The sequence below is a fragment of the Thalassospira sp. ER-Se-21-Dark genome (assembly GCF_017922435.1).
Classification (GTDB): domain Bacteria; phylum Pseudomonadota; class Alphaproteobacteria; order Rhodospirillales; family Thalassospiraceae; genus Thalassospira.
The window spans coordinates 506,238-527,355 of sequence record NZ_VDEZ01000003.1 but is presented as its reverse complement, the minus strand read 5'-3'; the positions used below and the strand labels follow the sequence as shown (position 1 = coordinate 527,355).

Sequence of the window (21,118 nt, the reverse complement as noted above, 5' to 3'; positions counted from 1 at the left end):
GCACCTAACTATAGAGGCCAAACCCATAAAAGCATCGGCACGCCAACCGCGACGACGATGATCTCAATCGGCAGGCCGAGGCGCCAGTAGTCGCTAAAGCGGAAGCCGCCGGGGCCGAGGATAAGCGTGTTGTTCTGATGGCCGATCGGGGTCAGGAAGGCGCAGGAGGCGCCAATTGCAACCGCCATCAGGAACGGGTCGGAGCTGGCATCGAGTTGGGCGGCGCTGCCAATTGCAATCGGGCACATGACAGCGGCGGTTGCGGCATTGTTCATGAAGTCCGAGAGCGTCATGGTGACAACAAGGATCAGGGCAAGGGCAACTGGCGCGCTTCCTTGTGCGACCGTATCGAGCAGGAAGCGCGCAATCAGATCGGCACTGCCGGTACTTTCCATGGCATTGGCGACCGGGATCAGGGCGGCCAGCAACACCACCACCGGCCAGTCGACCGCATCATAAAGGGTGCGCGGCGAGACCACACCCACCAGCAAAGTGGCAAGCACGCCAAGGGCAAACGAAATGGCGGCAGGCAGGATGCCAAAGGCCGCAAGCGCAATGGCAACGGCCATGATGGCGGTTGCCTTGAAGGCCTGTGTCTTGTCGCCAAGGTTGAGCGACCGTTCGGCGAGCGGCGCGCAGCCCAGACGATTACCGAATTCGTGAATGGCAGCAGGCGTGCCTTGCATCAAAAGCACGTCCCCGGCCTGCATTTTCATGGTGCGCAAGCGTGACATCGAACGTTGTCCCTGGCGGGACAGGGCCAGCAAGTTGATGCCATAGCGACTGCGAATGCGGATATCGGCCGCAGATCGCCCGATGAAGGAGGCGTTCGGCAGGACCACGACTTCGATCAGGGAGATATCGTCGGACTGAAGGGCCCTTTTCTTTGCATCAGAGTCCTTTTTCTCCGATTTGGAGGCGTCATCCTGTTCGGCGTCAGCCTTTGGTGCGTCACCGGATTTTTCGGCTGCTTTTTGCGCCTTTTGGGCGCGGACCTGTTCCTTGGCTTCTTCCTTTTGTTCGGCGTTGGCTTCTTCGCTACGCAGTTCGGCTTCCAGGGTCAGTTCAAGGCCGGAAAGGGCACTTGCCAGTCCTTCGGGTTCGGCTTCGATCAGCAGGATGTCGTCTTGTTGCAGTTCGCGATAGGGGCTTGGTGCCGGAATGCGGCGTTCGTTGCGGATCAGGCCAATCACCTGCGCGTCCGACTTTTCAAGCTCGTCATTGATTTCACGCATGAACATGCCGATGGCCTTGCTGCCCTCGGTAATGCGGGCCTCGGTCAAATAGGATCCGGTCTCGAACCCTTCTGCCCCGGCGCGTTGGCGGGTTGGCACCAGAAAGCGGCCCAGCAGAATGACGAACAGCAGTCCGGCAAGGGCGATGGCAACGCCGACCGGGCTATAATCAAACATCGAAAAGCCTGCCCCGTTTACCTTGGCCCGAAAGCCCGAAACGATCAGGTTTGGGGGCGTACCGATAAGTGTCGTCATGCCGCCAAGGATCGATCCGAACGCAAGTGGCATCAGGATTTTTCCCGGTGGCAGGTTTTGTTTGTTGGCAATCTGAATGCCAATCGGCATCAAAAGGGCCAGTGCCCCGACATTGTTCATGAAGGCTGAGAGGATGGCGGCCAGAAGACTGAGTGCGGCCATGGTGACAAACGGCCCGGCCGTTTGCGGCAGGACGGTACGCGACAGGGTATCAACCGCCCCTGACCTTTGCAGGGCTGATGACAGGATCAGGATGCAGGCGACCGTTATGACGGCGGGGTGACCAAAGCCGACAAAGGCCCCGTCGGTCGGAACCAACCCCAGAACCACACAGACCAGAAGGGATGCCATCGCCACCATGTCGTGGCGCCAGCGGCCCCACAGAAACAGCACGACGGTGCCAAGCAGCACGGCCAGAATCATGATTTGCGGGGTGGTCATTCGGGCTGTCCTGTTTGTTGGGGCGCTTTTGTCGCGATCAGGAATGAAGCCTATGAGGGTGGCGGTTTGCGGTCAAGTTCGCCAGCAGTGGTAACTGCAAAATCATCCTGCCAGAATTGTCAGGAGCGTGTGTTAGCATGCACCTGTTTTTATTCGATTTTCCAAGTGTGTCCTGATGCCGATTGACAGTGCTGCCACCCCGTCCCCGACCGTTTCGATATCTGCCAAACAGGCGCGTAACCTGGCACTTGTCGGGCAGGGCTTTGCCGCCAATCCCGACCGGGATGTGACCAAGCGCCAGATCCTTAAAACCATCCGGGCGACCAATATGTTGCAGGTCGACAGTGTCAATGTTCTGACACGGGCGCATTACATGCCGATCTTTTCGCGGTTGGGCATTTATGACCCGAAGATGCTTGATGAAATGGTCTGGGGGACGGGGCGCCAGCGCAAGCTGTTTGAATATTGGGGCCACGAAGCATCGATGATCCCGGTTGAGGATTATCCGCTTTATCGTTGGCGGATGCGTGATGCCGAGCGGGGCATGGGCACGTGGGGACGGATCGCGCGGGTTCAGCGCGAACAGCCTGACCTGATTGACAACATCCTGCGCCATATTGACCAAGAGGGCGCGGTTGCGGCCAGTTCCCTTGAGACCGAGGGGCGTAGCAGCGAGAAGTGGTGGGGCTGGTCGAACACCAAAACCGCGATGGAATATCTGTTCTGGAGCGGGCAGGTGATGGCGCGCAAACGGCGCAGCAGTTTCGAGCGCGAATATGATTTGCCGCATCGGATCATTGGCGACGCAGCACACGAACCCGACCGGGATCGGCAGGATGCGATGTGCGACCTGATCTGCAAGGGGATTGCCGCCATGGGGGTGGCCGCCGAGATTGATTTGCGCAAATATTTCCGTCTGCCAACAGATGAAACCAAAGCCTGTCTGGCGCGACTGGTCGAGGAGGGCCGGTTACTGCAGGCCGACGTCGAAGGCTGGAAACAGCCGGGTTATCTGTGCCCGACTGTCAATCCGCGGTCACGTGCCAAGCCGACATGCCTGATGGTGCCGTTTGATCCGGTGATGTGGGAACGTGATCGGGTGGAGCGGATATTTGGCTTTAACTACCGGATCGAGATTTATGTGCCGGCCGAGAAACGCCAATACGGCTATTACGTTTTGCCATTCATGTTAAATGGCGAATTTGTTGCGCGGGTGGATTTGAAATCAGATCGGCAGGCCGGGGTGCTCAGAGTGCAGAGTGCGCATCTTGAAGACCATGTGAGGGCCGCCGATGTTGCCGGACCATTGATGGAAAATCTGCAACGCTTGGCCGTCTTTCTGGGACTGAACGGGGTCGAGGTGATGCCCGCCAATGACTTTTCGAAGTATCTAGGGTCAGTACCCTGCCAGTTTGGGTAAAAGGTAAACGGGGCGCAGGTCCCACATCCGCGCCCCGTCTATCCGTCGAACTGGCTGACCACAAAAGCTTCAGGACAATGTGTGGTCAAATTGTTGCACCTGGCCTTACCAGCAGGTGTAACCCCCATCTGCCAGAACGATGGACCCGGTCATCAGGCTGGAAGCATCAGAGGCAAGGAACAGGACAACCGATCCGATTTCCTCGGTCAGGCCAAGACGGGCCATCGGGGTGCCGTTGATCCATGCGTCATACATTTCCGGCTTGGATTTTACGAATTCATTGAGCGGGGTTGCGATATAGGTCGGTGCGACCGCATTGACGCGCACGCCACGGTTGCCCCATTCGGCCGCCAGCGACTTGGTCAGGTGGTGGACCGCTGCCTTGGAGGCATTGTAATAGGCCTGTTCCTGCGGCTTGTTGACGATGAAGCCAGACATGGAACCGACATTGACGATGACGCCGTTTTTCTTTTCAAGCATCTGCTTGCCGAATTCACGGCAGCACCAGAAGGTGCCGTTCAGGTTGACGTCAATGACATTGAGCCAATGTTCATCGGTGACGGTTTCTGCCGGGGTTTCCGAACGCGCGATACCGGCATTGTTGACCAGAATATCAACGCCGCCCTGCTTGGCCATTTTTTCGGCACTTGCACGGACCTGATCGGTGTTGGTGACATCCATGATGTCGATATCAGCCGAATAACCTTTGGATTTCAGGTAATCGCGGCCTTCTTCGGCAACACCTTCGCTGATGTCGCCGATGATGACATGGGCGCCGGCCTCTGCCAGAGCTTCGCAGCAGGACAGGCCGATGGCACGACCGCCGCCAGTGACATAGGCCCGACGGCCCGTAAGATCGAACTTTTTCAGATACATTTTGGACTCACAAGTGGCTTGGTTGGTAAGACGGGATCGCAATGTTTGTGGGACATCGCGATCCGGTTTTTGCACGTATCAGGATTTGGCCAGCGCCAGCCCTTGGGCATCAAAGCGATGGATGCGATCCTGTTCCGGGGTCAGGAAAATCTTGTCATGTTCGCCAAGCGGGATTTCCCCGGTGGCACGGACCGTCATCGGACCGAGACTGTCGGCTTCGACATGAAGATATGTTTCGGCACCAAGGTGTTCGGCGATCTTGACGGTTGCCGGGATTTCACCCTTTTCGGTGCTGACCGCGAAGTGTTCCGGGCGAATGCCGATTTCGTGGCAATCGTATTTTTTGGCAAGCTCCCCGCCCAGGAAGTTCATTTTCGGTGACCCGATAAAGCCCGCGACAAACTTGTTTGTCGGGTTGTTGTAAAGTTCCATCGGCTTGCCGACCTGTTCAACACGGCCCGCCTGAAGGACCACGATCTTGTCGGCCATGGTCATGGCTTCGACCTGATCGTGGGTCACGTAGATCATGGTGGTTTTCAGTTCCTGATGCAGACCGGTGATTTCAAGCCGCATGTTCACACGCAGCGCCGCATCAAGGTTGGACAGCGGTTCGTCAAACAGGAAGGCTGCCGGGTTACGGACAATCGCACGGCCAATGGCAACACGTTGACGTTGACCACCCGAAAGTGCGCCCGGGCGACGTTCAAGATAGTCGGTCAGGTTCAGGATCTTGGCCGCGCTTTGCACTTTCTCTTCGATAACTTCCTTGCTTTCACCGGCCATTTTCAGGCCAAAGGCAATGTTGTTATAGACGGTCATATGCGGGTAAAGCGCATAGGACTGAAAGACCATGGACAGGCCGCGTTTGGCCGGGGCCTCGTTGGCGACATCGGTTCCGTTGATCAGGATTTTGCCATCGGTGACGTCTTCAAGGCCAGCAATCAGTCGCAGAAGCGTTGATTTGCCACAGCCCGACGGACCGACGAAAACCACGAATTCACCGTCATTGATATCAAGATCGACACCGGGAATAACATCGAGTGTGCCGAAGGTTTTCTTGACTTTTTCCAGTCGGATAGCACCCATTTTGGTGTTCCTTCTTTCCAGATTGCTATCAGGCTGCGGTTACTTGACCGCGCCGAATGTCAGACCACGAACCAGCTGTTTCTGAGAGAACCAGCCAATCACGAGAATTGGGGCAACCGCGAGCGTCGATGCGGCTGAAAGCTTCGCCCAGAACAGGCCCTCGGGGCTCGAATAGGAGGCGATGAAGGCTGTCAGCGGGGCTGCATCGGACGTTGTCAGGTTGAGCGTCCAGAAGGCTTCGTTCCATGCCAGAATGATGTTGAGCAGCATGGTCGATGCGATGCCGGGAACCGCCATTGGCAACAGCACAAAGATGATTTCCTTGGGCAGGGTTGCGCCATCCATGCGGGCCGCTTCGAGGATGTCGGTCGGGATTTCCTTGAAATAGGTGTAGAGCATCCAGACCATGATCGGCAGGTTCATCAAAAACAGAACCATGATCAGACCAAAGCGGGTATCAAGCAGTCCCCAATCGCGGAACACCAGATAGATCGGGACCAGAACGCCGACCGGCGGCATCATCTTGGTCGACAGCATCCACAGAAGGGCGTCCTTTGTCCGCTTGGTCGGGTTAAAGGCCATTGCCCATGCGCAGGTCACGGCAAAGACCAGACCGACCAGGGTGGAGCCGACCGCGAGGATCACCGAGTTCATGGCGAACTTGAAATAGTTCGAGCGTTGCTGGACCTCGGCATAGTTTTCCAGTGTCCAGTCGAACGAGATGAAGCTTGGCGGGATGGACACCGCTTCGAGTTCGGTCTTGAAACTGGTCAGCACCATCCAGAAGATCGGGAAGAAGATCAGAAGACCCACGATCCACGCGAAGACCGAGAAGCTGACATAGCCAAGGGGTGTTTGTTTGCTTTCCATGTTGTGCCCCTATTTGTCCAGGTTCTTGCCGATGAGGCGGATCAGGAAGATCGCCACGATATTGGCCAGAATGACCGCGACAATGCCGCCGGCAGATGCGCCACCAACATCGAACTGCAACAGCGCCTGCGTATAGACAAGGAAGGCGATGTTGGTCGTTGCCAGGCCCGGGCCACCACCGGTGGTGACAAAGATCTCGGCAAAGACGGTAAGCAGGAAGATGGTTTCGATCAGAACGACCACCGTGATCGCACGGCTAAGGTGCGGCAGGGTGATATAAAAGAAGATCGCGACCGGACCGGCACCGTCCATCTGGGCGGCTTCTTTTTGATCGCGGTCAAGCGATTGCAGGGCAGTCAACAGGATCAAAACGGCAAAGGGCAACCATTGCCAGGACACCATGATGATGATCGAGGTCAGTGGTGCATTGGTAAACCAGTCAATCGCAGGCAGCCCGAACAGGCTGGCGATCCAGGCAAACATGCCTGACACCGGATCCATCAAAAGGTTCTTCCAGACCAGCGCATTCACGGTTGGCATGATGAAGAACGGTGCAATCACCAGCAGGCGCAAGACACCGCGCCCGAAGATCGGCTGATCAAGCATCAGACCCAGAAGGATGCCACCCACCACCGTGATGACCAGAACAGACCCGACCAGCAAAAGGGTATTGGTAAGGGACGCGAAGAACGCCGGATCTGTCAGGAAGAATTCGTAGTTAAGTGTACCGATCCACTCTTCCATTCCCGGCGACAACAGGTTGTAGCGCAGGAAGGAGAAGTAAATCGTCATGCCCAGCGGGACGGCCATCCACAAGAACAGGACGATGATCGACGGTGCGGACATGATACGCCCGGTAAGGGTCGAGGCCCGTGTCGACATGATGTGCTCCCCGAAATTGTCGTTTCGATCCGTGACTTTAAGGGAAAAAAAGGGTGGTGTGTTTTACAACCACCACCCAAGTTTCTCTCAGGTCAAGGAGGTTCAGACCGGACATCGCATCAAGGGCGGAAGTCCGGTCTGGGTAGTGTATCAGTAGTAACCGGCCTTGCGCATGGTGCGATCAGTGCTGGACTGAGCGGCCGAAAGGGCCTCTTCAACACTCATCTGACCTGCAAGGGCTGCGGAGAACTGCTGACCGACCGTGGTGCCGATACCCTGGAATTCAGGGATTGCAGCGAACTGAACACCAACATACGGCTTCGGTTCCAGGGTCGAGTTGATCGGGTCTGCGCTGTCGATCGCCAGAAGGGTCTCGTCTGCGAACGGTGCCGCTTCAAGATATTTCGGGTTTTCATAAAGCGACATACGGGTGCCCGGCGGTACGTTTGCCCAACCTTCTTTGGAGGCAACCAGTTCCAGATAGGCTTTCGAGGTCGCCCAGGAGATGAACTTCTGAGCTGCTTCTACTTTCTGGGAACCCATCGGAATGCCAAGGTTCCATGCCCAGAGCCAGTTGGCGCCGGTGCAGGTTACAGCGCACGGTGCTTCGGTGAAGCCGACCTTGTCTGCAACTTTGGATTCTTTGGGGTTGGTCACGAAGGATGCCGCAACGGTGGCGTCAATCCACATGCCGCACTTGCCGGAGTTGAACAGCGAAAGGTTTTCGTTAAAGCCGTTCGAGGTCGCACCGGGAGGGCCGTAGTTACCAAGGACGTTGGTGTACATGTCGAGGGCATTTTTCCACTCGGCACTGTCGAAGGTCGGGTTCCAGTTCTCGTCGAACAGACGTGCACCAAAGGCATTGCCCATGGTGGTGATCAGCGCCATGTTTTCACCCCAACCGGCCTTGCCACGCAGGCAAATGCCATAGACACCTTCGTCAGGCTTGTGGAGTTTCTTGGCGATTTCAAGGGTCTGGTCCCAGGTCAGGCGGCCGTTGATTTCAATACCGGCAGCTTCGAACAGGTCGGTGCGGTACATCATCATCGAGCTTTCGCCGTAGAACGGTGCAGCATAAAGCTGGCCATCGTTGGAAACGGCAGAGCGGATGGCAGGCATCAGGTCATCGACGTCATAGTCGGAACCAAGATTATCAAGCGGTGCGAGCCAGCCTTTTTCAGCCCAGATCGGCACTTCGTAGGTACCAATGGTCATGACGTCATACTGACCGCCTTTGGTGGCGATGTCAGTGGTAACGCGCTGACGCAGGGTGTTTTCCTCAAGCGTGACCCACTCAAGGGAAATGTCAGGATTCTTGGAGGTGAAATCATCCGTCAGCTTCTGCATGCGGATCATGTCACCGTTGTTGACGGTAGCGATGGTCAGTTTCGTTTCGGCATTGGCGTGTGCAACACCGCCTGCCAGCAGCGCACAAAGCGCTACTCCCATTACGCGTTTCATATTTCCTCCCAAAGGACTATTTACCCGCTGAGCAACTTCGGTTGCCCACATTGATCATTTGTTCAGGTAATGAGCATTCACTCAATTTCGCTATTGCTTGTCAAACAAAATCGTTTTTGCGGCGCACAAAGAAACGCCCTGCCGACATGGGTGGCAGGGCGCAGAACTATTTGCTGTGTGGGTGAAAAATGCCGCGTGCTAGCGCAGCAAACTTTCCGCAGTGGCTTCGTCAGTAATCAGCGTTGAAATCAATTGGCCACGCATCGCACCGCGAATCGCGGCGACTTTTTTCGCGCCCTTGGCGACCGCAATGGTGTTGGTTGCGGGCTGTACAGCCGGCGCACTGGTGACACAGTGATTGACCGGATGATTGAGGATATTGCCGTCCTGATCAAACGACCAACTGATCACTTCACCGATGCCGCCACTTTCGCGCAGTGACACCAGCTCATCTTTCGAGATAAAGCCGTCAATATGCAGCGGTGCATCATCGCCCAGATGCCCGACCCCGATAAAGCGGATGTCGGCTTCGCGCGCGAGTTTGAGGATATTGTCCATCGGGGGCTGTTGCTGCATGCGTTCGCGCGTCTGCGGATCGGCGATGATCACCGGGATCGGTAAAGGGTAATGCGGCGCACGGGTGCGGTCGGCAAGATCCGTCACCGCATCATAGAAACTCGCCGCCCCGTCATGGGCGATGGTGCCGACCAGGGAGACGATCTTGTGATGATAGGCATCAATACGCCCGATTTCATCGACCATGGCGCGCATGGCGCGCCCGGTACCGAGTGCGATGATTTTGGGTTCGGTGGAATGCAGCGCACGTTCGAGATAGTTTGCCGCCGCCTGCGCCATGCCAAACATCGCATCGGGTGCCGCCGGATCGGTTGGCACCACATCGCAACCGGCAATGCCATAGGTCTCGCAGATCGCCTTGCCCAGTTCCATGCAGCGCGCAATCGGGTGATCAAGGCGAACCTTTACCAGTCCCTCGCTGACGGCTGCAGACACCAGACGCTGTGCGGTCGGGCGTGACACGCCAAGCTTCTGGGCGATTTCATCTTGCGTGTTGCCAGCACAGTAATAAAGCCAGCCAGCGCGGGCTGCTTCATCGAGGCGGGCCGCTTCCTTGCGGGTGCGTTTGACCATCTCATTCCCCGGACTTTTTGATCCGTTGCCAAAAGGCGAACAGGTATTTTTTGATTTTGAAAATTTATCTTCTTTTTCCCTAGCGCCTTTTTTTGCCTCTGACCAGCATCTTGCCGGGATATGGAACGACAAAACCCGCCCATGACAGGCGGGTTTTGCTTGAAATCTGTTGCGGATCCAAGGGATCGCTTATTTCTTTGGCAGGAATTCTGCGACCAGTTTCTCGGCAATCTGAACCGCGTTCAGGGCAGCACCCTTGCGCAGGTTGTCGCCAACACACCACAGCGACAGGCCGTTTGCGACCGTCGGGTCCTTGCGCACGCGCGAAACAAAGACATTGTCTTCGCCCTGGACTTCCTGCGGGGTGACATAGCCTTCGTCCTGACGGTAATCGACAACCGAAACACCGGGGAAGTTTTTCATCGCCTTGCGGGCTTCGTCGACCGTGATCGGTTTTTCGAACTCGATATTGACCGCTTCGCCGTGGCCGACAAAGACCGGAACGCGCACGCAGGTGGCGTGGACTGCGATTTCCGGCGCAAGAATTTTGCGGGTCTCGACCGACATTTTCCATTCTTCGCGGGTCGCGCCATCATCCATGAAATTGTCGATATGCGGGATGACGTTAAAGGCGATCTGTTTGGTGAATTCCTCCTTCTTGGGCGGATCATTCACATAGATGCCTTTGGTCTGGTTAAACAGCTCGTCCATGGCGGCACGACCGGCACCCGACACCGACTGATAGGTCGCAACAACGATGCGTTTGATCGTTGCGATGTCATGAAGCGGCTTAAGGGCCAGAACCATCTGAATGGTCGAGCAGTTCGGGTTGGCGATGATGTTCTTTTTGGCGTATCCGGCCAGCGCATCGCCATTGACCTCGGGCACGACCAGCGGAACACCCGGTTCCATGCGCCAATAGCTGGAATTGTCGATGACAACGCAGCCTGCTTCGGCAGCCTTGGGGGCCAGTTTCTTGGCGGTTTCACCACCGGCCGAGAACAGGGCGATATCGGCCTTTGAGAAATCAAAGGTTGCGGCATCGAGAACGCTGATCTCGTCATCTTCGCCATAGCCCACGGTGCGCCCGATGGATTTCGACGATGCCAGCGCAAAGATTTCGTCTGCCGGGAATTTGCGTTCGGCAAGGGTGTTAAGCATCTCGCGCCCGACATTTCCGGTCGCGCCGACAACGGCGATTTTGTAGCCCATCAGGGTGCCTCTTTCAGTCTTGTCGGCATGGTGGTCACAATGGTGCCGGAACGGAAAAACCCCGTGCGACAACGGATGACGCAGCGACCATGCCTTTGGGTAATGTCTGATAATCTGCGGCGAGATGTAAGGGTTTCTCGGCGATTGCGCAAGCATGTCGTTGCCAATGTGATCATGATTACTACTTGAGATCGCAGAAAAATCTGGCAGAATTACCAAAGGGGTTCATGTAGCGAACCTGAAATCAGAAACGTTTTGCATCTTGCCAGGTTGATTTCTGAATTTCTGCCTGGTTGGCGTCCACGCCACCGATGTGACCACCTGACGATCCTCCGGACGGCCAGACAAAACGATCCTGATCACGGGTTCAATACAGATATGCGGTGTTGCCGCATATGGGGCGATCACTATTCCGACTTTTGAAAAAAGGACGGCCAATGACGTACCCGATGAGTTTGGATTGGACACAGAAAAAGGTTCTCGATTTCTTTCGGGAACATGTCACGCGCGGGACTTTGGTATTCCGTGTGGATGACAAGCACGAAATCGTGCTGGGAGATGGATCAGAACCGCGGGCGGGTATGACCGTCCCGGACTGGACCAACACACTTAAAATGGCACTGAGCCCGGACCCGGGCTTTGGCGAAGCCTTCATGCATGGCGGGTTCGACCTTGTGAACTGCGAGATGGAGGACCTGATCAAGGTGCTGCGTCTTAATTTCGAAGGCGGGCATTCGACCAGCGGGTTTGGCAGTTTTATTGAAAAGCTGCAGGCGCTGAAATTCCAGATCGGGCAGTTTACATCGGTCCGGGCCGCGTCGCACCGCGTGCGCCATCACTATGATATCGGCAATGATCTTTACACCCGGTTCCTTGATCCGGAGATGCAATATTCATGTGCATTCTGGGATGACGGGGCCCAGACCCTTGAAGAAGCCCAGCACCGGAAAATGAGCCTGACCACCCAGCGTCTCAAGATCAATGAGCCGGGCCTGCGTGTGGTCGATATCGGTTGTGGCTGGGGCGGGTTAAGCCGCTTTATCCATCGTGAGACCGGGGCAGAGGTGCATGGCATCACGCTTTCGACCGAACAATATAACTGGGCGCAGGAAAAGCGTTCGGAGATGGGCGGCAATATGAAGGCGGGGCTTGATTACCACCTGCTGGATTACCGCTTGTTTGCCGATGCCAACGCCGGGAAGTATGACCGCGTTGTATCGGTCGGCATGTTTGAGCATGTTGGTCGTCATCAGTTCAAAACCTATTTCGAAAAGGTCAGTGAGCTTCTGAAGGCCGGCGGGCGGGCTGTGATCCATACCATCATCAAGCCGCGGGCTGAGTTTACCTCGCCATGGATTGATAAGTATATCTTCCCGGGCGGGTACATTCCGGCGGTACACGAAGTGATCGAGGCCGCCGAACATGCCAACCTGACGGTAGAGGCCTCAAACTTCCATGCCGGTCGCAACTATGCCCAGACGCTTATTGCGTGGCGCGATCGGTTCCGTAAAGTCGCCGATGAACTTGACCCGGAAAAGTACGACGAAGAATTCAAACGCATGTGGGAGTTTTATCTGGCTGGATGCATCAATGCCTTTGACGCGGGCGAGGGCGGCGGCGGAATGCGGGTCGGCCAGTTCGTCTTTACCAAGCCGGGCTTTGAATATGCCTGAGGATCGCAATGATAGAGGGCGGGGAACGATGGTTTCCCGCCCTGTTTGTTTTCTGCTTGCCGCTTCCCATATTCAATAAAGAGCCGTGCGACCCTGTTGCGGTGAAATGCACCGCATGACTGCAAATCAAAATCATAACAAAGAAGATCAAAGACGTGCCTGCAAACCAAGCCACATCGCGTGATGGACCGGCACGACAGATGTGAAAAGCGGAAAACCGGTCATTCTGTCGGGAGGAAACGACATGTTTGAAATGATCAGCCGGGATGACGCGACCCGCGCCAGAGGCGGTGATACGGCACTTGCCCCGCATATCGGACAGCCAGAGGACTATGTCCGGGCCTTGGCCGAAATAGAAATGTCGAGCTGCGAACGTGATATGCTGCGTGCGCACGCCAAAGCCACGGGACGCAAGATTACCGGGCTGAAGCTGGCCGAGACGGTCGGGCATTTCGGATGCCGCATCGGGAATAAGAAGTATGGTCGGCTTGCCGCCAAGATCGCGGCCGCAGCAGACCTTCCGATGTGCAAGAGTGATGTCAGTGATTATCTGGCGGCGATATTCACCCTTGCCGAGGGAACGCAAAGCGATGGCGAGGACTGGACATGGGTGATGCATGACAATGTCGCCCGCGCGCTTGCGGATGCGGGTATCGTCTGAAATCCCTGATTGCTGATTTCATAAATTTCGAATTTTGCGGGCGGGTCGTGTAACGCGGGCCGCCCGTGTTTCGTCCTTGTGGGCAGAGGGGGAATTTTTCCCCCGTTTACCTTCGTGTCACCAAGGAGAATTGCCATGACCCGCTTTGCCTTTCATGAAGTCAGTCCGAAACTGTTCCAGGCCCAGTTTGACCTTGCCACCAAGCTTGGCGAAAACCCGCTGATTGCGCCGGTCCTGCGTGACCTTATTGAATGTCGGGTGTCGCAGATCAATGGCTGTGCCTATTGTGTTCGGATGCATTCCGACAGCTTTGCCAAACATGGCGGGGATCCGGTCAAGCTTGCGATGTTGCCGGTTTGGCAGGGTGCCGAAGGGTTCAACGAGGCAGAGCGTGCGGCACTGGCATGGGCCGAATGCCTGACCCGGGCAGAATGCCAAGTCACGATTTCGAAATGCCATCGCGTGCTTCTTGATCATTTCGAGGAAGCCGAGATTTCGGAGCTGACCTGCATCATTGCCACGATGAATGCGTGGAACCGGTTGGGCATCGCGCAGCATGAATTTGCATGATCGTCGCAAGCTTCCTGACGGAGGCGTAAAAACCCCTTACAATCGGAGACACACAGCGATACGGGATTTCCCCGTATCGCTTCACGCGTTTGGTGGGACATCTGTGGCAGATCGGATTTTTGAACAACACAGGGCACGGTTGACCGCGTTGGCTTATCGTATGCTGGGCAGTCACGCCGATGCCGAGGATGCGGTTCAGGATGTCTGGTTGCGGTGGCGCAATCAGGATCTTGAGACGATCAATGACGCCACCGGCTGGCTTGTCCGGGTGTGCAGCAATATCTGCCTCGATGTTTTGAAATCCGCCCGGCGACAGCGCGAAAACTATGTCGGTCACTGGCTGCCTGAGCCGTGGTTGCAGCCCGAACAACCCAGAGCCGAAACGCAACTGATCGAACAGGACGGCCTCGGGCAGGCTTATATGTTGATGCTTGAACGTCTTGCTCCGGTGGAGCGTGTGGCGCTTGTGCTGCATGAAGTTTTTGACTGGATGCATGACGATATAGCCCCGCTGATCGAACGCACGCCGAACAATACCCGTCAGATCCTGTTCCGCGCCCGCCGCAAGATGCAGCGCGACAGTGATCGCGATGCGACGCCCGAACCAAATGCAACGGCGTGTGACCGGGATCGGCTGGATGCGTTTGTCACGGCCATCGGGACGAGTGACGTTGGCCGGTTGCTAGATCTGCTGGCACCTGACGTGATTTTGCATTCCGATGGTGGCGGCAAGGCACTGGCGACGGCAAATCCGCTGTTTGGCGCCGATCATGTGTCGCGGTTCTTTCTTGGTGTCTGGGGCAAGCGCAGTCCGGGTGAGCGTATCTTTGGTGTCACGATCAAGGATCAATGCTGGATCCTTATGGCCGAGGACGGTGTTGTGGCCACCGCACTCTGCGCGACCGAACGCGACGGGAAGATTGTCGATCTGTTTGTTCATCGAAACCCGGACAAGCTGGCGCTGTTTTCCGGCATTCTTGCCGACGCCGTCGAGATCACCCATTAATGCAAAAAGGCCGGATAACTATCCGGCCTTTTTAATATCGGGATCGCTTTAAACGATCAGACGAGCTTGTCGAGTTCGCTGATCAGCGACTCACCCATAACCGTGGTCGAGACCTTGGCCATGCCCGGCTGCATAATGTCGCCGGTACGCAGGCCGCCCTTAAGGACGTTTTGTACTGCGTCTTCGATCAGGGTGGCATCGTCGCCCATGTCAAACGAATAACGCAGCATCATGGCGAAGGACAGGATGGTTGCCAGCGGGTTGGCGATGTCCTGACCGGCGATGTCTGGGGCGGAGCCGTGTACCGGCTCGTAAAGCGCCTTGCGCGCACCGTTTGAATCTGCCGCACCAAGGGATGCAGACGGCAGCATGCCGAGAGACCCGGTCAGCATGGCGGCACAATCGGAAAGAATGTCGCCAAACATGTTGGTGGTGACCATCACGTCAAACTGTTTCGGATTACGCACCAGCTGCATGGCGGCGTTATCGACATACATGTGGCTCAGTTCGACTTCCGGGAAGTCCTTGGCAACACGTTCGACAACTTCGCGCCACAGAACGGTGGATTCCAGAACGTTCGCCTTATCGACAGAGCACAGGCGCTTGTTACGTTTCATTGCCATGTCAAAGGCAACGCGCGCGATGCGTTCGACTTCCGGCTCGGAATAGACCAGCGTGTTGAAGCCGTGACGGACACCGTCGCGTTCTTCGATGCCGCGCGGCTGACCGAAATAGATGCCACCGGTCAGTTCACGCAGGATCATGATATCAAGACCCTTAACGACGTCTTCTTTAAGCGTCGATGCACCAACAAGGGCGTCAAACACCAGTGCCGGACGCAGGTTGGCGAACAGGCCCATTTCTTTACGGATCTTGAGCAAGCCACGTTCCGGTTTGATGTCGAACGGCATGTCGTCCCATTTCGGACCACCAACAGCACCCAGCAAAACAGCGTCGGCTGCCATTGCATCCGCAAGCGTTTCGTCGGTCAGCGGGTTTTTATGGGCATCAATGGATGCGCCGCCGATCAGACCTTCGGTGATTTCGAAATTCACGCTGCGCTTTTTTGCCATCCAGTCCATGACGCGCTGAACCTGACGCATGACTTCCGGGCCAATTCCGTCGCCTGGCAGCATCAGTACTTTTTTGGTGGTGCTCATAAATGCTTCCTTCCCATATTTTTTGGGGCCGCTCACCCCGTAACGATCAGAAAACGGGCGGCAAACCGATGTTTGCCGCCCGTTTTTGCAATTACAGCGACAGCCAGGGCTGCGATGCAGCGCGCTTGGCTTCGAAATCGTTGATGGCATCGGCCTTCTGCAGGGTCAGGCCAATGTCGTCGAGGCCATTCAGCAGGCAATGCTTGCGGAATTCTTCGACTTCAAACTTGATGCAGCCGCCGTCCGGACCGGTGATTTCCTGATTTTCAAGATCAACGGTGACGGTAGCATTGGCACCGCGTTCTGCATCGGCCATCAGCTTGTCGACATCTTCCTGCGGCAGACGGATCGGAAGGATGCCGTTCTTAAAGCAGTTGTTATAGAAAATGTCGGCAAAGCTTGGTGCGATCACGCAGCGAATGCCGAAATCAAGCAGCGACCAGGGCGCGTGTTCACGCGAGGAACCACAGCCGAAATTGTCACCCGATACAAGGATCTTGGCATTGCGATAGGCCGGTTTGTTCAGAACGAAATCCGGAATTTCGTTGCCGTTATCGTCGTAACGCATTTCATCAAACAGGTTCTTGCCAAGGCCCGAACGTTTGATGGTTTTGAGGAACTGTTTGGGAATGATCATGTCGGTATCGACATTGATCATCGGCAGCGGTGCTGCAACACCGGTGAGCTTGGTGAATTTTTCCATTATCTTATCCCTTGCTTCCAGTTTCCCAGGCCAGACCGAGTGCTTCGATCAATTCTTCGGTCGCGTCGAGTTCCTGGGCCACGAAGTCCGGCAGGTTGATGCCGGTCAGTTGCGGCAGGAGGTGCTCAAGCACCGGTGCGCGGCCCAGACGAGGGGCACTTTCGCGGAAATTGATCAATGTGTGATCGGCCATGGGGAACCTTCCTTAACCGAGTTTGCGAATGTCGGTCAGATGACCGGTGATCGCAGCCGCAGCTGCCATGGCCGGGCTGACGAGGTGGGTACGACCACCACGGCCCTGACGGCCTTCGAAGTTACGGTTCGAGGTCGAAGCGCAACGCTCGCCCGGTTCCAGACGGTCCGGGTTCATCGCCAGACACATCGAGCAGCCCGGCTCACGCCAGTCAAAGCCTGCTTCGATGAAGATTTCATGCAGACCTTCTGCCTCTGCCTGTTCTTTCACAAGGCCGGAGCCCGGAACGATCATGGCATTGACGGTTTCGGCAACCTTGCGGCCCTTGGCGACTTCGGCAACAGCACGCAGGTCTTCGATACGACCATTGGTGCAAGAACCGATAAAGACGCGGTCGATCTTGATTTCCTCGATCGGGGTGCCAGCGGTCAGACCCATATATTCCAGCGAACGGGCAATGGCCTTTTGCTTGCCAGCATCCTTGCCGTCAGACGGGAACGGAACGGTGCCGGTAACCGGAACGACGTCTTCCGGGCTGGTGCCCCAGGTAACCTGCGGGACGATTTCGGCGGCATCGATTTCGACAATCTTGTCGTAATGTGCACCTTCGTCAGACGGCAGGGTCTTCCAGTATTCAACAGCCTGCTCGAACGCGGCACCTTTCGGGGCCATCGGGCGGCCCTTGATATATTCAAAGGTTTTCTCGTCCGGGGCGATCAGGCCAGCGCGTGCGCCGCCTTCGATCGACATGTTGCAGACCGTCATGCGGCCTTCAACCGACAGCGAACGGATGGCCGAGCCAGCATATTCGATGACATAGCCGGTACCGCCAGCAGTGCCGATACGACCGATGATCGCCAGGGTGATGTCCTTGGCGGTCACGCCCGGATGCAGATCGCCTTCGACCTTGACCAGCATGTTTTTGGCCGGCTTCTGAACCAGCGTCTGGGTGGCCAGAACGTGTTCAACTTCGGACGTACCGATACCGAATGCCAGCGCGCCAAATGCGCCGTGGGTCGAGGTGTGGCTGTCACCACAAACCATGGTCACACCGGGAAGGGTAAAGCCTTCTTCCGGGCCGACAATGTGCACGATGCCCTGACGGAGATCGTTCATCGGGAAATAGTGAATGCCGGTATCCTTGGCGTTCTGATCAAGGGTTTCAACCTGAATGCGGCTGTCTTCTTCCTTGATGCCTTCGGAACGGTCAGAGGTCGGAACGTTGTGATCCGGCACGGCGAGCGTCAATTCCGGATGGCGCACTTTGCGGCCTGAATTGCGCAGACCTTCGAAGGCCTGCGGGCTGGTCACTTCGTGGACGAGATGACGGTCAATATAAAGCAGGCAGGTACCATCATCCTGCGTGTCGACCACATGGCTTTCCCAAATCTTGTCAAAAAGGGTTTTAGGTTGACCCATCTCGACCTCCTCATAATACATCGATCTTTTGAGCAGCAACGATCAAGCCGCTGGGTGCGGTTCTGAATGGGACGAAGATCGCGGCAATACCTGCTTTTGACGGCGGGTGGGGCTTGGCGTTTCTCCGGCGCAACCGGCTTTATCCGGTTTGCGAAATTTTATTATCCAGAACCACGCGGGTTTGTTCGTTTTTGCCGCGGGAGTGCCTTTATACACGCCACCTTCCAAATCGCAAGGTATCGGGCGCGTGTTTTTGAATGATGCACACTTTTAAATAGAGTGCGCCATTTTGCAGCATCCCAGAGTAGCCAAATCAGCGTTTAACGATATAGGTAAGGGATATCTGATATAATGAAAGCTGATAAATTTATCGTCGGATTTCTGCGGAACTGCATTGTTTGAGGTTAAATCTGGCGATTCGCTATAATGCAACCACTGAGTGTATTTGTTGATTTTTGATCTCGCCCGGACCAGGGGCTGGAAACGAAAACGGGCCCACCCGAAGGTGAGCCCGTCTTTGTTCTGATGCTGAGAACAGCGAAGACTTACTTCTTCTTGCGTTCTTCGGCGGTCAGTTTGCCTTTGTGGCCGGTGGTCTGCTCGGCGATACGTGCAGATTTACCGGTACGACCACGAAGGTAGTAGAGTTTCGCGCGACGTACGTCACCGCGGCGAACGACTTCGATTTTGTCGATGGCCGGGGAGTACGACTGGAAGATACGCTCAACGCCTTCGCCCGATGCGATTTTACGCACGGTGAAGGAAGAGTTCAGGCCGCGGTTCTTACGCGCAATGCATACGCCTTCGAACTGCTGGATACGCTCACGGGTACCTTCAACGACTTTCAGGTGTACACGGACGGTATCACCTGCATCGAATTCCGGAACTTCGCGCTGCGCAACGATTTTGTCGAGCTGCTCTTTCTCGAGCTGCTGGATGATGTTGGTCATGGTTTAACCCTCTTTGATGTTCCCGTTTGCCACGTACCGGTCCCAAAGGTCCGGGCGTCGCGCGCGGGTAATTTCTTCTGCCTGAGCATGCCGCCAGGCTTGTACCTTGGCATGATGTCCGGAAAGCAAGATCTCCGGCACTTCACGCCCGTTCCAGTTGGCCGGGCGCGTGTAATGCGGATATTCAAGCAACCCGGTTTCAAAGCTTTCCTCGTCGACAGACTCGGTCTTGTTGACCGTTCCCTCGATGAGGCGAATGCACGATTCAATCAGGACCATGGCCGGCAGTTCGCCGCCCATGAGGATGTAATCACCGATGCTGATTTCCTCGGCCTCGTGTTCATCCAGAACCCGTTGGTCGATACCTTCGTAACGACCGCAAAGCAGGATGGCACCCGGGCCTGCTGCCAATTCGCGGCAGCGTTTCTGGTTCAGCACTTTTCCCCGCGGGCTGAGATAAATCAGCGGCAACTGCGGTGCAGAGCCACGCAATTCACGCAGGGCGGCGTCGACAATATCCGGGCGCATGACCATGCCGGCCCCGCCCCCGAAGGGATTGTCGTCTACAGTGCGGTGGCGGTCGGTTGCATGATCGCGGATGTCTTTGACATCAAGCGACCAAATCCCGTTTTCAAGCGCCTTGCCAGCCAAAGACTGACCAAGCACACCCGGAAACATTTCCGGGAACAGGGTTGCAACTTTTGCCTGCCACACAGACATCGATCAGGCCTCCTTCCCGCTGCCGGTCGCGGTTTCCGCGCCTACTGCATCGGCAGTAACGGCATCAGAATCGCGGTCGGCCTGAGAGTCCTTGCGGGGTTTGTTCGGACGACGGTTACGATTACCGGGTCCGTCCTCATCCTGCAGTAGCCCCTCGGGCGGATTTACCACCATCTTGCGTTCCGAAAGAATGACCTCGGGCACGACTTCCTTGGTGAAGGGAAGAACAACGACCTTGTTCTTGGCTTCTTCAAGCGCGACTTCGATTACGTCGCCAGCGCCAAAATCAGCCACACCCCGTACTGTGCCAAAAACCGAACCATCAATGTGGAACGCTTTCAGACCGACAAGGTCAGCAAGGTAGAATTCATCTTCTTCAACCGTGTCAGGCAGTGCAGCACGCGGTACATGCAGCTTGGTGCCCCGCAGCCGTTCGGCAGCGTCCCGGTCGTCCACACCTTCGATCTTGGCGATCAACTGGTCGCGGACATGTCCGACAGGAGACAGCTTGTATTTCACGCGTCCCTTGGCGTCGAACAACGGGCCGTAACCGACAAGGTTATCCGGATCGACGGTATAGCTTTTGACGCGCACGGCACCACGCACCCCGTGCGGGGCGGTGATCATGCCGACGCAGACATAAGCTTCGTCGTTTTTGGATTTGCGGGTATCAGCCATTTCGGTTCACAAGTTTCCGGTATCTGATCAAAGCGTGCCTTCAGCGATTACTCGCCTGCAGCTTCTTCTTCAGCAGGTGCTGCTGCTTCGGCAGCGGCTTCCGCAGCAGCGGCAGCAGCAGCTTCGGCTTTCTCAGCTTTCTCACGAAGACGTTCCTGAGCTTTCGCTTTCGGAGCAGACTTCTGCGGCTGTTCGGTCGGTTTGAACGCGTCAGCAAGGCCAGCTTTGCCCAGGAAACGTGCAACACGATCGGTCGGCTGTGCGCCAACGGACAGCCAGTATTTGATGCGCTCTTCTTTGAAGGTTACGCGGTTGTCAGCATCCTTCGGGAGCATCGGGTCGTAGGTACCGACGCGCTCGATGAAGCTGCCGTCACGCGGGGCACGAACGTCAGCAACTACGATACGGTAGTACGGACGCTTCTTGGCACCGCCACGGGAAAGACGAATCTTGACAGCCATTCGGATAAGTTCCTTTCAGCTTGGGTTTGTAGTCTTC

21 protein-coding genes are annotated in these 21,118 nt (G+C 56.2%); 5 read left to right on the top strand and 16 right to left on the bottom strand.

Annotation, left to right across the window (positions count from 1 at the left end; translation table 11 throughout):
- Positions 1 to 8: 8 nt before the first annotated feature.
- Positions 9 to 1,931, bottom strand: coding sequence for an SLC13 family permease (locus FHI25_RS15070; protein WP_210519071.1), 1,923 nt, complete (start codon positions 1,929 to 1,931; stop codon positions 9 to 11).
- Positions 1,932 to 2,106: 175 nt separating this feature from the next.
- Here FHI25_RS15070 and FHI25_RS15065 point away from each other — a divergent pair, with 175 nt between their 5' ends.
- A complete protein-coding gene (locus FHI25_RS15065; RefSeq protein WP_210519069.1) occupies positions 2,107 to 3,351 on the top strand; it encodes a crosslink repair DNA glycosylase YcaQ family protein in 1,245 nt (414 codons plus the stop codon).
- Between the two features lie 105 nt (positions 3,352 to 3,456).
- Here FHI25_RS15065 and FHI25_RS15060 read toward each other — a convergent pair whose 3' ends face one another.
- The 7 genes from FHI25_RS15060 to FHI25_RS15030 form a co-directional block, all read right to left on the bottom strand.
- Positions 3,457 to 4,227 carry an SDR family oxidoreductase gene (locus FHI25_RS15060; protein WP_008889797.1) on the bottom strand — a complete coding sequence of 257 codons (771 nt, stop codon included), beginning with the start codon at positions 4,225 to 4,227 and terminating at the stop codon, positions 3,457 to 3,459.
- Positions 4,228 to 4,305: 78 nt separating this feature from the next.
- Positions 4,306 to 5,313: an ABC transporter ATP-binding protein gene (locus tag FHI25_RS15055; RefSeq protein ID WP_210519066.1), complete on the bottom strand. Its 1,008-nt coding sequence runs from the start codon at positions 5,311 to 5,313 to the stop codon at positions 4,306 to 4,308.
- Positions 5,314 to 5,352: 39 nt separating this feature from the next.
- On the bottom strand, positions 5,353 to 6,183 hold the full coding sequence (locus FHI25_RS15050) for a carbohydrate ABC transporter permease (protein WP_008889799.1): 831 nt from the start codon (positions 6,181 to 6,183) through the stop codon (positions 5,353 to 5,355).
- 9 nt (positions 6,184 to 6,192) lie between these two features.
- Complete coding sequence (locus tag FHI25_RS15045) at positions 6,193 to 7,065, bottom strand: sugar ABC transporter permease (protein ID WP_008889800.1); 873 nt, start codon at positions 7,063 to 7,065, stop codon at positions 6,193 to 6,195.
- Between the two features lie 150 nt (positions 7,066 to 7,215).
- Positions 7,216 to 8,526 carry a sugar ABC transporter substrate-binding protein gene (locus FHI25_RS15040; protein WP_210519064.1) on the bottom strand — a complete coding sequence of 437 codons (1,311 nt, stop codon included), beginning with the start codon at positions 8,524 to 8,526 and terminating at the stop codon, positions 7,216 to 7,218.
- Between the two features lie 198 nt (positions 8,527 to 8,724).
- Positions 8,725 to 9,675 carry a sugar-binding transcriptional regulator gene (locus FHI25_RS15035; protein ID WP_210519062.1) on the bottom strand — a complete coding sequence of 317 codons (951 nt, stop codon included), beginning with the start codon at positions 9,673 to 9,675 and terminating at the stop codon, positions 8,725 to 8,727.
- A gap of 189 nt (positions 9,676 to 9,864) precedes the next feature.
- Entirely contained in the window at positions 9,865 to 10,887 is a 1,023-nt protein-coding gene (locus FHI25_RS15030; protein WP_210519059.1) for an aspartate-semialdehyde dehydrogenase, read from the bottom strand.
- A 449-nt stretch (positions 10,888 to 11,336) separates the two neighbouring features.
- Between FHI25_RS15030 and FHI25_RS15025 the strand changes: the two genes are divergently transcribed.
- The 4 genes from FHI25_RS15025 to sigJ all read left to right on the top strand — a co-directional run bounded on the left by FHI25_RS15025 (position 11,337) and on the right by sigJ (position 14,797).
- Positions 11,337 to 12,560, top strand: coding sequence for a cyclopropane-fatty-acyl-phospholipid synthase family protein (locus tag FHI25_RS15025; RefSeq protein WP_008889804.1), 1,224 nt, complete (start codon positions 11,337 to 11,339; stop codon positions 12,558 to 12,560).
- A 244-nt stretch (positions 12,561 to 12,804) separates the two neighbouring features.
- On the top strand, positions 12,805 to 13,221 hold the full coding sequence (locus FHI25_RS15020; RefSeq protein ID WP_210519049.1) for a hypothetical protein: 417 nt from the start codon (positions 12,805 to 12,807) through the stop codon (positions 13,219 to 13,221).
- 135 nt (positions 13,222 to 13,356) lie between these two features.
- Positions 13,357 to 13,791 (top strand): carboxymuconolactone decarboxylase family protein, encoded by a 435-nt coding sequence (locus tag FHI25_RS15015; RefSeq protein WP_210519048.1) that lies wholly within the window; start codon positions 13,357 to 13,359, stop codon positions 13,789 to 13,791.
- A complete protein-coding gene (gene sigJ / locus FHI25_RS15010; protein WP_282597592.1) occupies positions 13,784 to 14,797 on the top strand; it encodes an RNA polymerase sigma factor SigJ in 1,014 nt (337 codons plus the stop codon). Before FHI25_RS15015 ends, sigJ begins: the two co-directional genes overlap by 8 nt.
- A gap of 56 nt (positions 14,798 to 14,853) precedes the next feature.
- Here sigJ and leuB read toward each other — a convergent pair whose 3' ends face one another.
- The 8 genes from leuB to rpsP form a co-directional block, all read right to left on the bottom strand.
- A complete protein-coding gene (gene leuB / locus FHI25_RS15005) occupies positions 14,854 to 15,957 on the bottom strand; it encodes a 3-isopropylmalate dehydrogenase (RefSeq protein ID WP_210519046.1) in 1,104 nt (367 codons plus the stop codon).
- Positions 15,958 to 16,048: 91 nt separating this feature from the next.
- Entirely contained in the window at positions 16,049 to 16,660 is a 612-nt protein-coding gene (gene leuD / locus FHI25_RS15000) for a 3-isopropylmalate dehydratase small subunit (RefSeq protein ID WP_008889809.1), read from the bottom strand.
- Positions 16,661 to 16,664: 4 nt separating this feature from the next.
- Positions 16,665 to 16,853: a hypothetical protein gene (locus tag FHI25_RS14995; protein ID WP_008889810.1), complete on the bottom strand. Its 189-nt coding sequence runs from the start codon at positions 16,851 to 16,853 to the stop codon at positions 16,665 to 16,667.
- A 12-nt stretch (positions 16,854 to 16,865) separates the two neighbouring features.
- Positions 16,866 to 18,272, bottom strand: a complete 1,407-nt coding sequence (leuC, locus tag FHI25_RS14990; RefSeq protein ID WP_210519044.1) for a 3-isopropylmalate dehydratase large subunit — start codon at positions 18,270 to 18,272, stop codon at positions 16,866 to 16,868.
- A gap of 545 nt (positions 18,273 to 18,817) precedes the next feature.
- Complete coding sequence (gene rplS, locus FHI25_RS14985; protein WP_008889812.1) at positions 18,818 to 19,222, bottom strand: 50S ribosomal protein L19; 405 nt, start codon at positions 19,220 to 19,222, stop codon at positions 18,818 to 18,820.
- A 3-nt stretch (positions 19,223 to 19,225) separates the two neighbouring features.
- Positions 19,226 to 19,942, bottom strand: coding sequence for a tRNA (guanosine(37)-N1)-methyltransferase TrmD (gene trmD, locus FHI25_RS14980; RefSeq protein ID WP_008889813.1), 717 nt, complete (start codon positions 19,940 to 19,942; stop codon positions 19,226 to 19,228).
- 3 nt (positions 19,943 to 19,945) lie between these two features.
- Positions 19,946 to 20,620, bottom strand: coding sequence for a ribosome maturation factor RimM (gene rimM / locus FHI25_RS14975; RefSeq protein WP_063089191.1), 675 nt, complete (start codon positions 20,618 to 20,620; stop codon positions 19,946 to 19,948).
- A 47-nt stretch (positions 20,621 to 20,667) separates the two neighbouring features.
- Positions 20,668 to 21,081, bottom strand: a complete 414-nt coding sequence (gene rpsP / locus FHI25_RS14970; RefSeq protein WP_008889815.1) for a 30S ribosomal protein S16 — start codon at positions 21,079 to 21,081, stop codon at positions 20,668 to 20,670.
- Between the last annotated feature and the right edge of the window lie 37 nt (positions 21,082 to 21,118).

Bases quoted from the DNA above. Each gene is read 5' to 3' on its own strand.
- FHI25_RS15060 (WP_008889797.1), bottom strand. From the start codon at position 4,227: ATGTATCTGAAAAAGTTCGATCTTACGGGCCGTCGGGCCTATGTCACT.
- FHI25_RS15040 (WP_210519064.1), bottom strand. From the start codon at position 8,526: ATGAAACGCGTAATGGGAGTAGCGCTTTGTGCGCTGCTGGCAGGCGGT.
- rplS (WP_008889812.1), bottom strand. From the start codon at position 19,222: ATGACCAACATCATCCAGCAGCTCGAGAAAGAGCAGCTCGACAAAATC.
- leuC (WP_210519044.1), bottom strand. From the start codon at position 18,272: ATGGGTCAACCTAAAACCCTTTTTGACAAGATTTGGGAAAGCCATGTG.
- FHI25_RS14995 (WP_008889810.1), bottom strand. From the start codon at position 16,853: ATGGCCGATCACACATTGATCAATTTCCGCGAAAGTGCCCCTCGTCTG.
- FHI25_RS15055 (WP_210519066.1), bottom strand. From the start codon at position 5,313: ATGGGTGCTATCCGACTGGAAAAAGTCAAGAAAACCTTCGGCACACTC.
- FHI25_RS15065 (WP_210519069.1), top strand. From the start codon at position 2,107: ATGCCGATTGACAGTGCTGCCACCCCGTCCCCGACCGTTTCGATATCT.
- FHI25_RS15025 (WP_008889804.1), top strand. From the start codon at position 11,337: ATGAGTTTGGATTGGACACAGAAAAAGGTTCTCGATTTCTTTCGGGAA.
- rimM (WP_063089191.1), bottom strand. From the start codon at position 20,620: ATGGCTGATACCCGCAAATCCAAAAACGACGAAGCTTATGTCTGCGTC.
- FHI25_RS15030 (WP_210519059.1), bottom strand. From the start codon at position 10,887: ATGGGCTACAAAATCGCCGTTGTCGGCGCGACCGGAAATGTCGGGCGC.
- FHI25_RS15020 (WP_210519049.1), top strand. From the start codon at position 12,805: ATGTTTGAAATGATCAGCCGGGATGACGCGACCCGCGCCAGAGGCGGT.
- FHI25_RS15035 (WP_210519062.1), bottom strand. From the start codon at position 9,675: ATGGTCAAACGCACCCGCAAGGAAGCGGCCCGCCTCGATGAAGCAGCC.
- FHI25_RS15045 (WP_008889800.1), bottom strand. From the start codon at position 7,065: ATGTCGACACGGGCCTCGACCCTTACCGGGCGTATCATGTCCGCACCG.
- trmD (WP_008889813.1), bottom strand. From the start codon at position 19,942: ATGTCTGTGTGGCAGGCAAAAGTTGCAACCCTGTTCCCGGAAATGTTT.
- FHI25_RS15050 (WP_008889799.1), bottom strand. From the start codon at position 6,183: ATGGAAAGCAAACAAACACCCCTTGGCTATGTCAGCTTCTCGGTCTTC.
- leuB (WP_210519046.1), bottom strand. From the start codon at position 15,957: ATGAGCACCACCAAAAAAGTACTGATGCTGCCAGGCGACGGAATTGGC.
- rpsP (WP_008889815.1), bottom strand. From the start codon at position 21,081: ATGGCTGTCAAGATTCGTCTTTCCCGTGGCGGTGCCAAGAAGCGTCCG.
- FHI25_RS15015 (WP_210519048.1), top strand. From the start codon at position 13,357: ATGACCCGCTTTGCCTTTCATGAAGTCAGTCCGAAACTGTTCCAGGCC.
- leuD (WP_008889809.1), bottom strand. From the start codon at position 16,660: ATGGAAAAATTCACCAAGCTCACCGGTGTTGCAGCACCGCTGCCGATG.
- FHI25_RS15070 (WP_210519071.1), bottom strand. From the start codon at position 1,931: ATGACCACCCCGCAAATCATGATTCTGGCCGTGCTGCTTGGCACCGTC.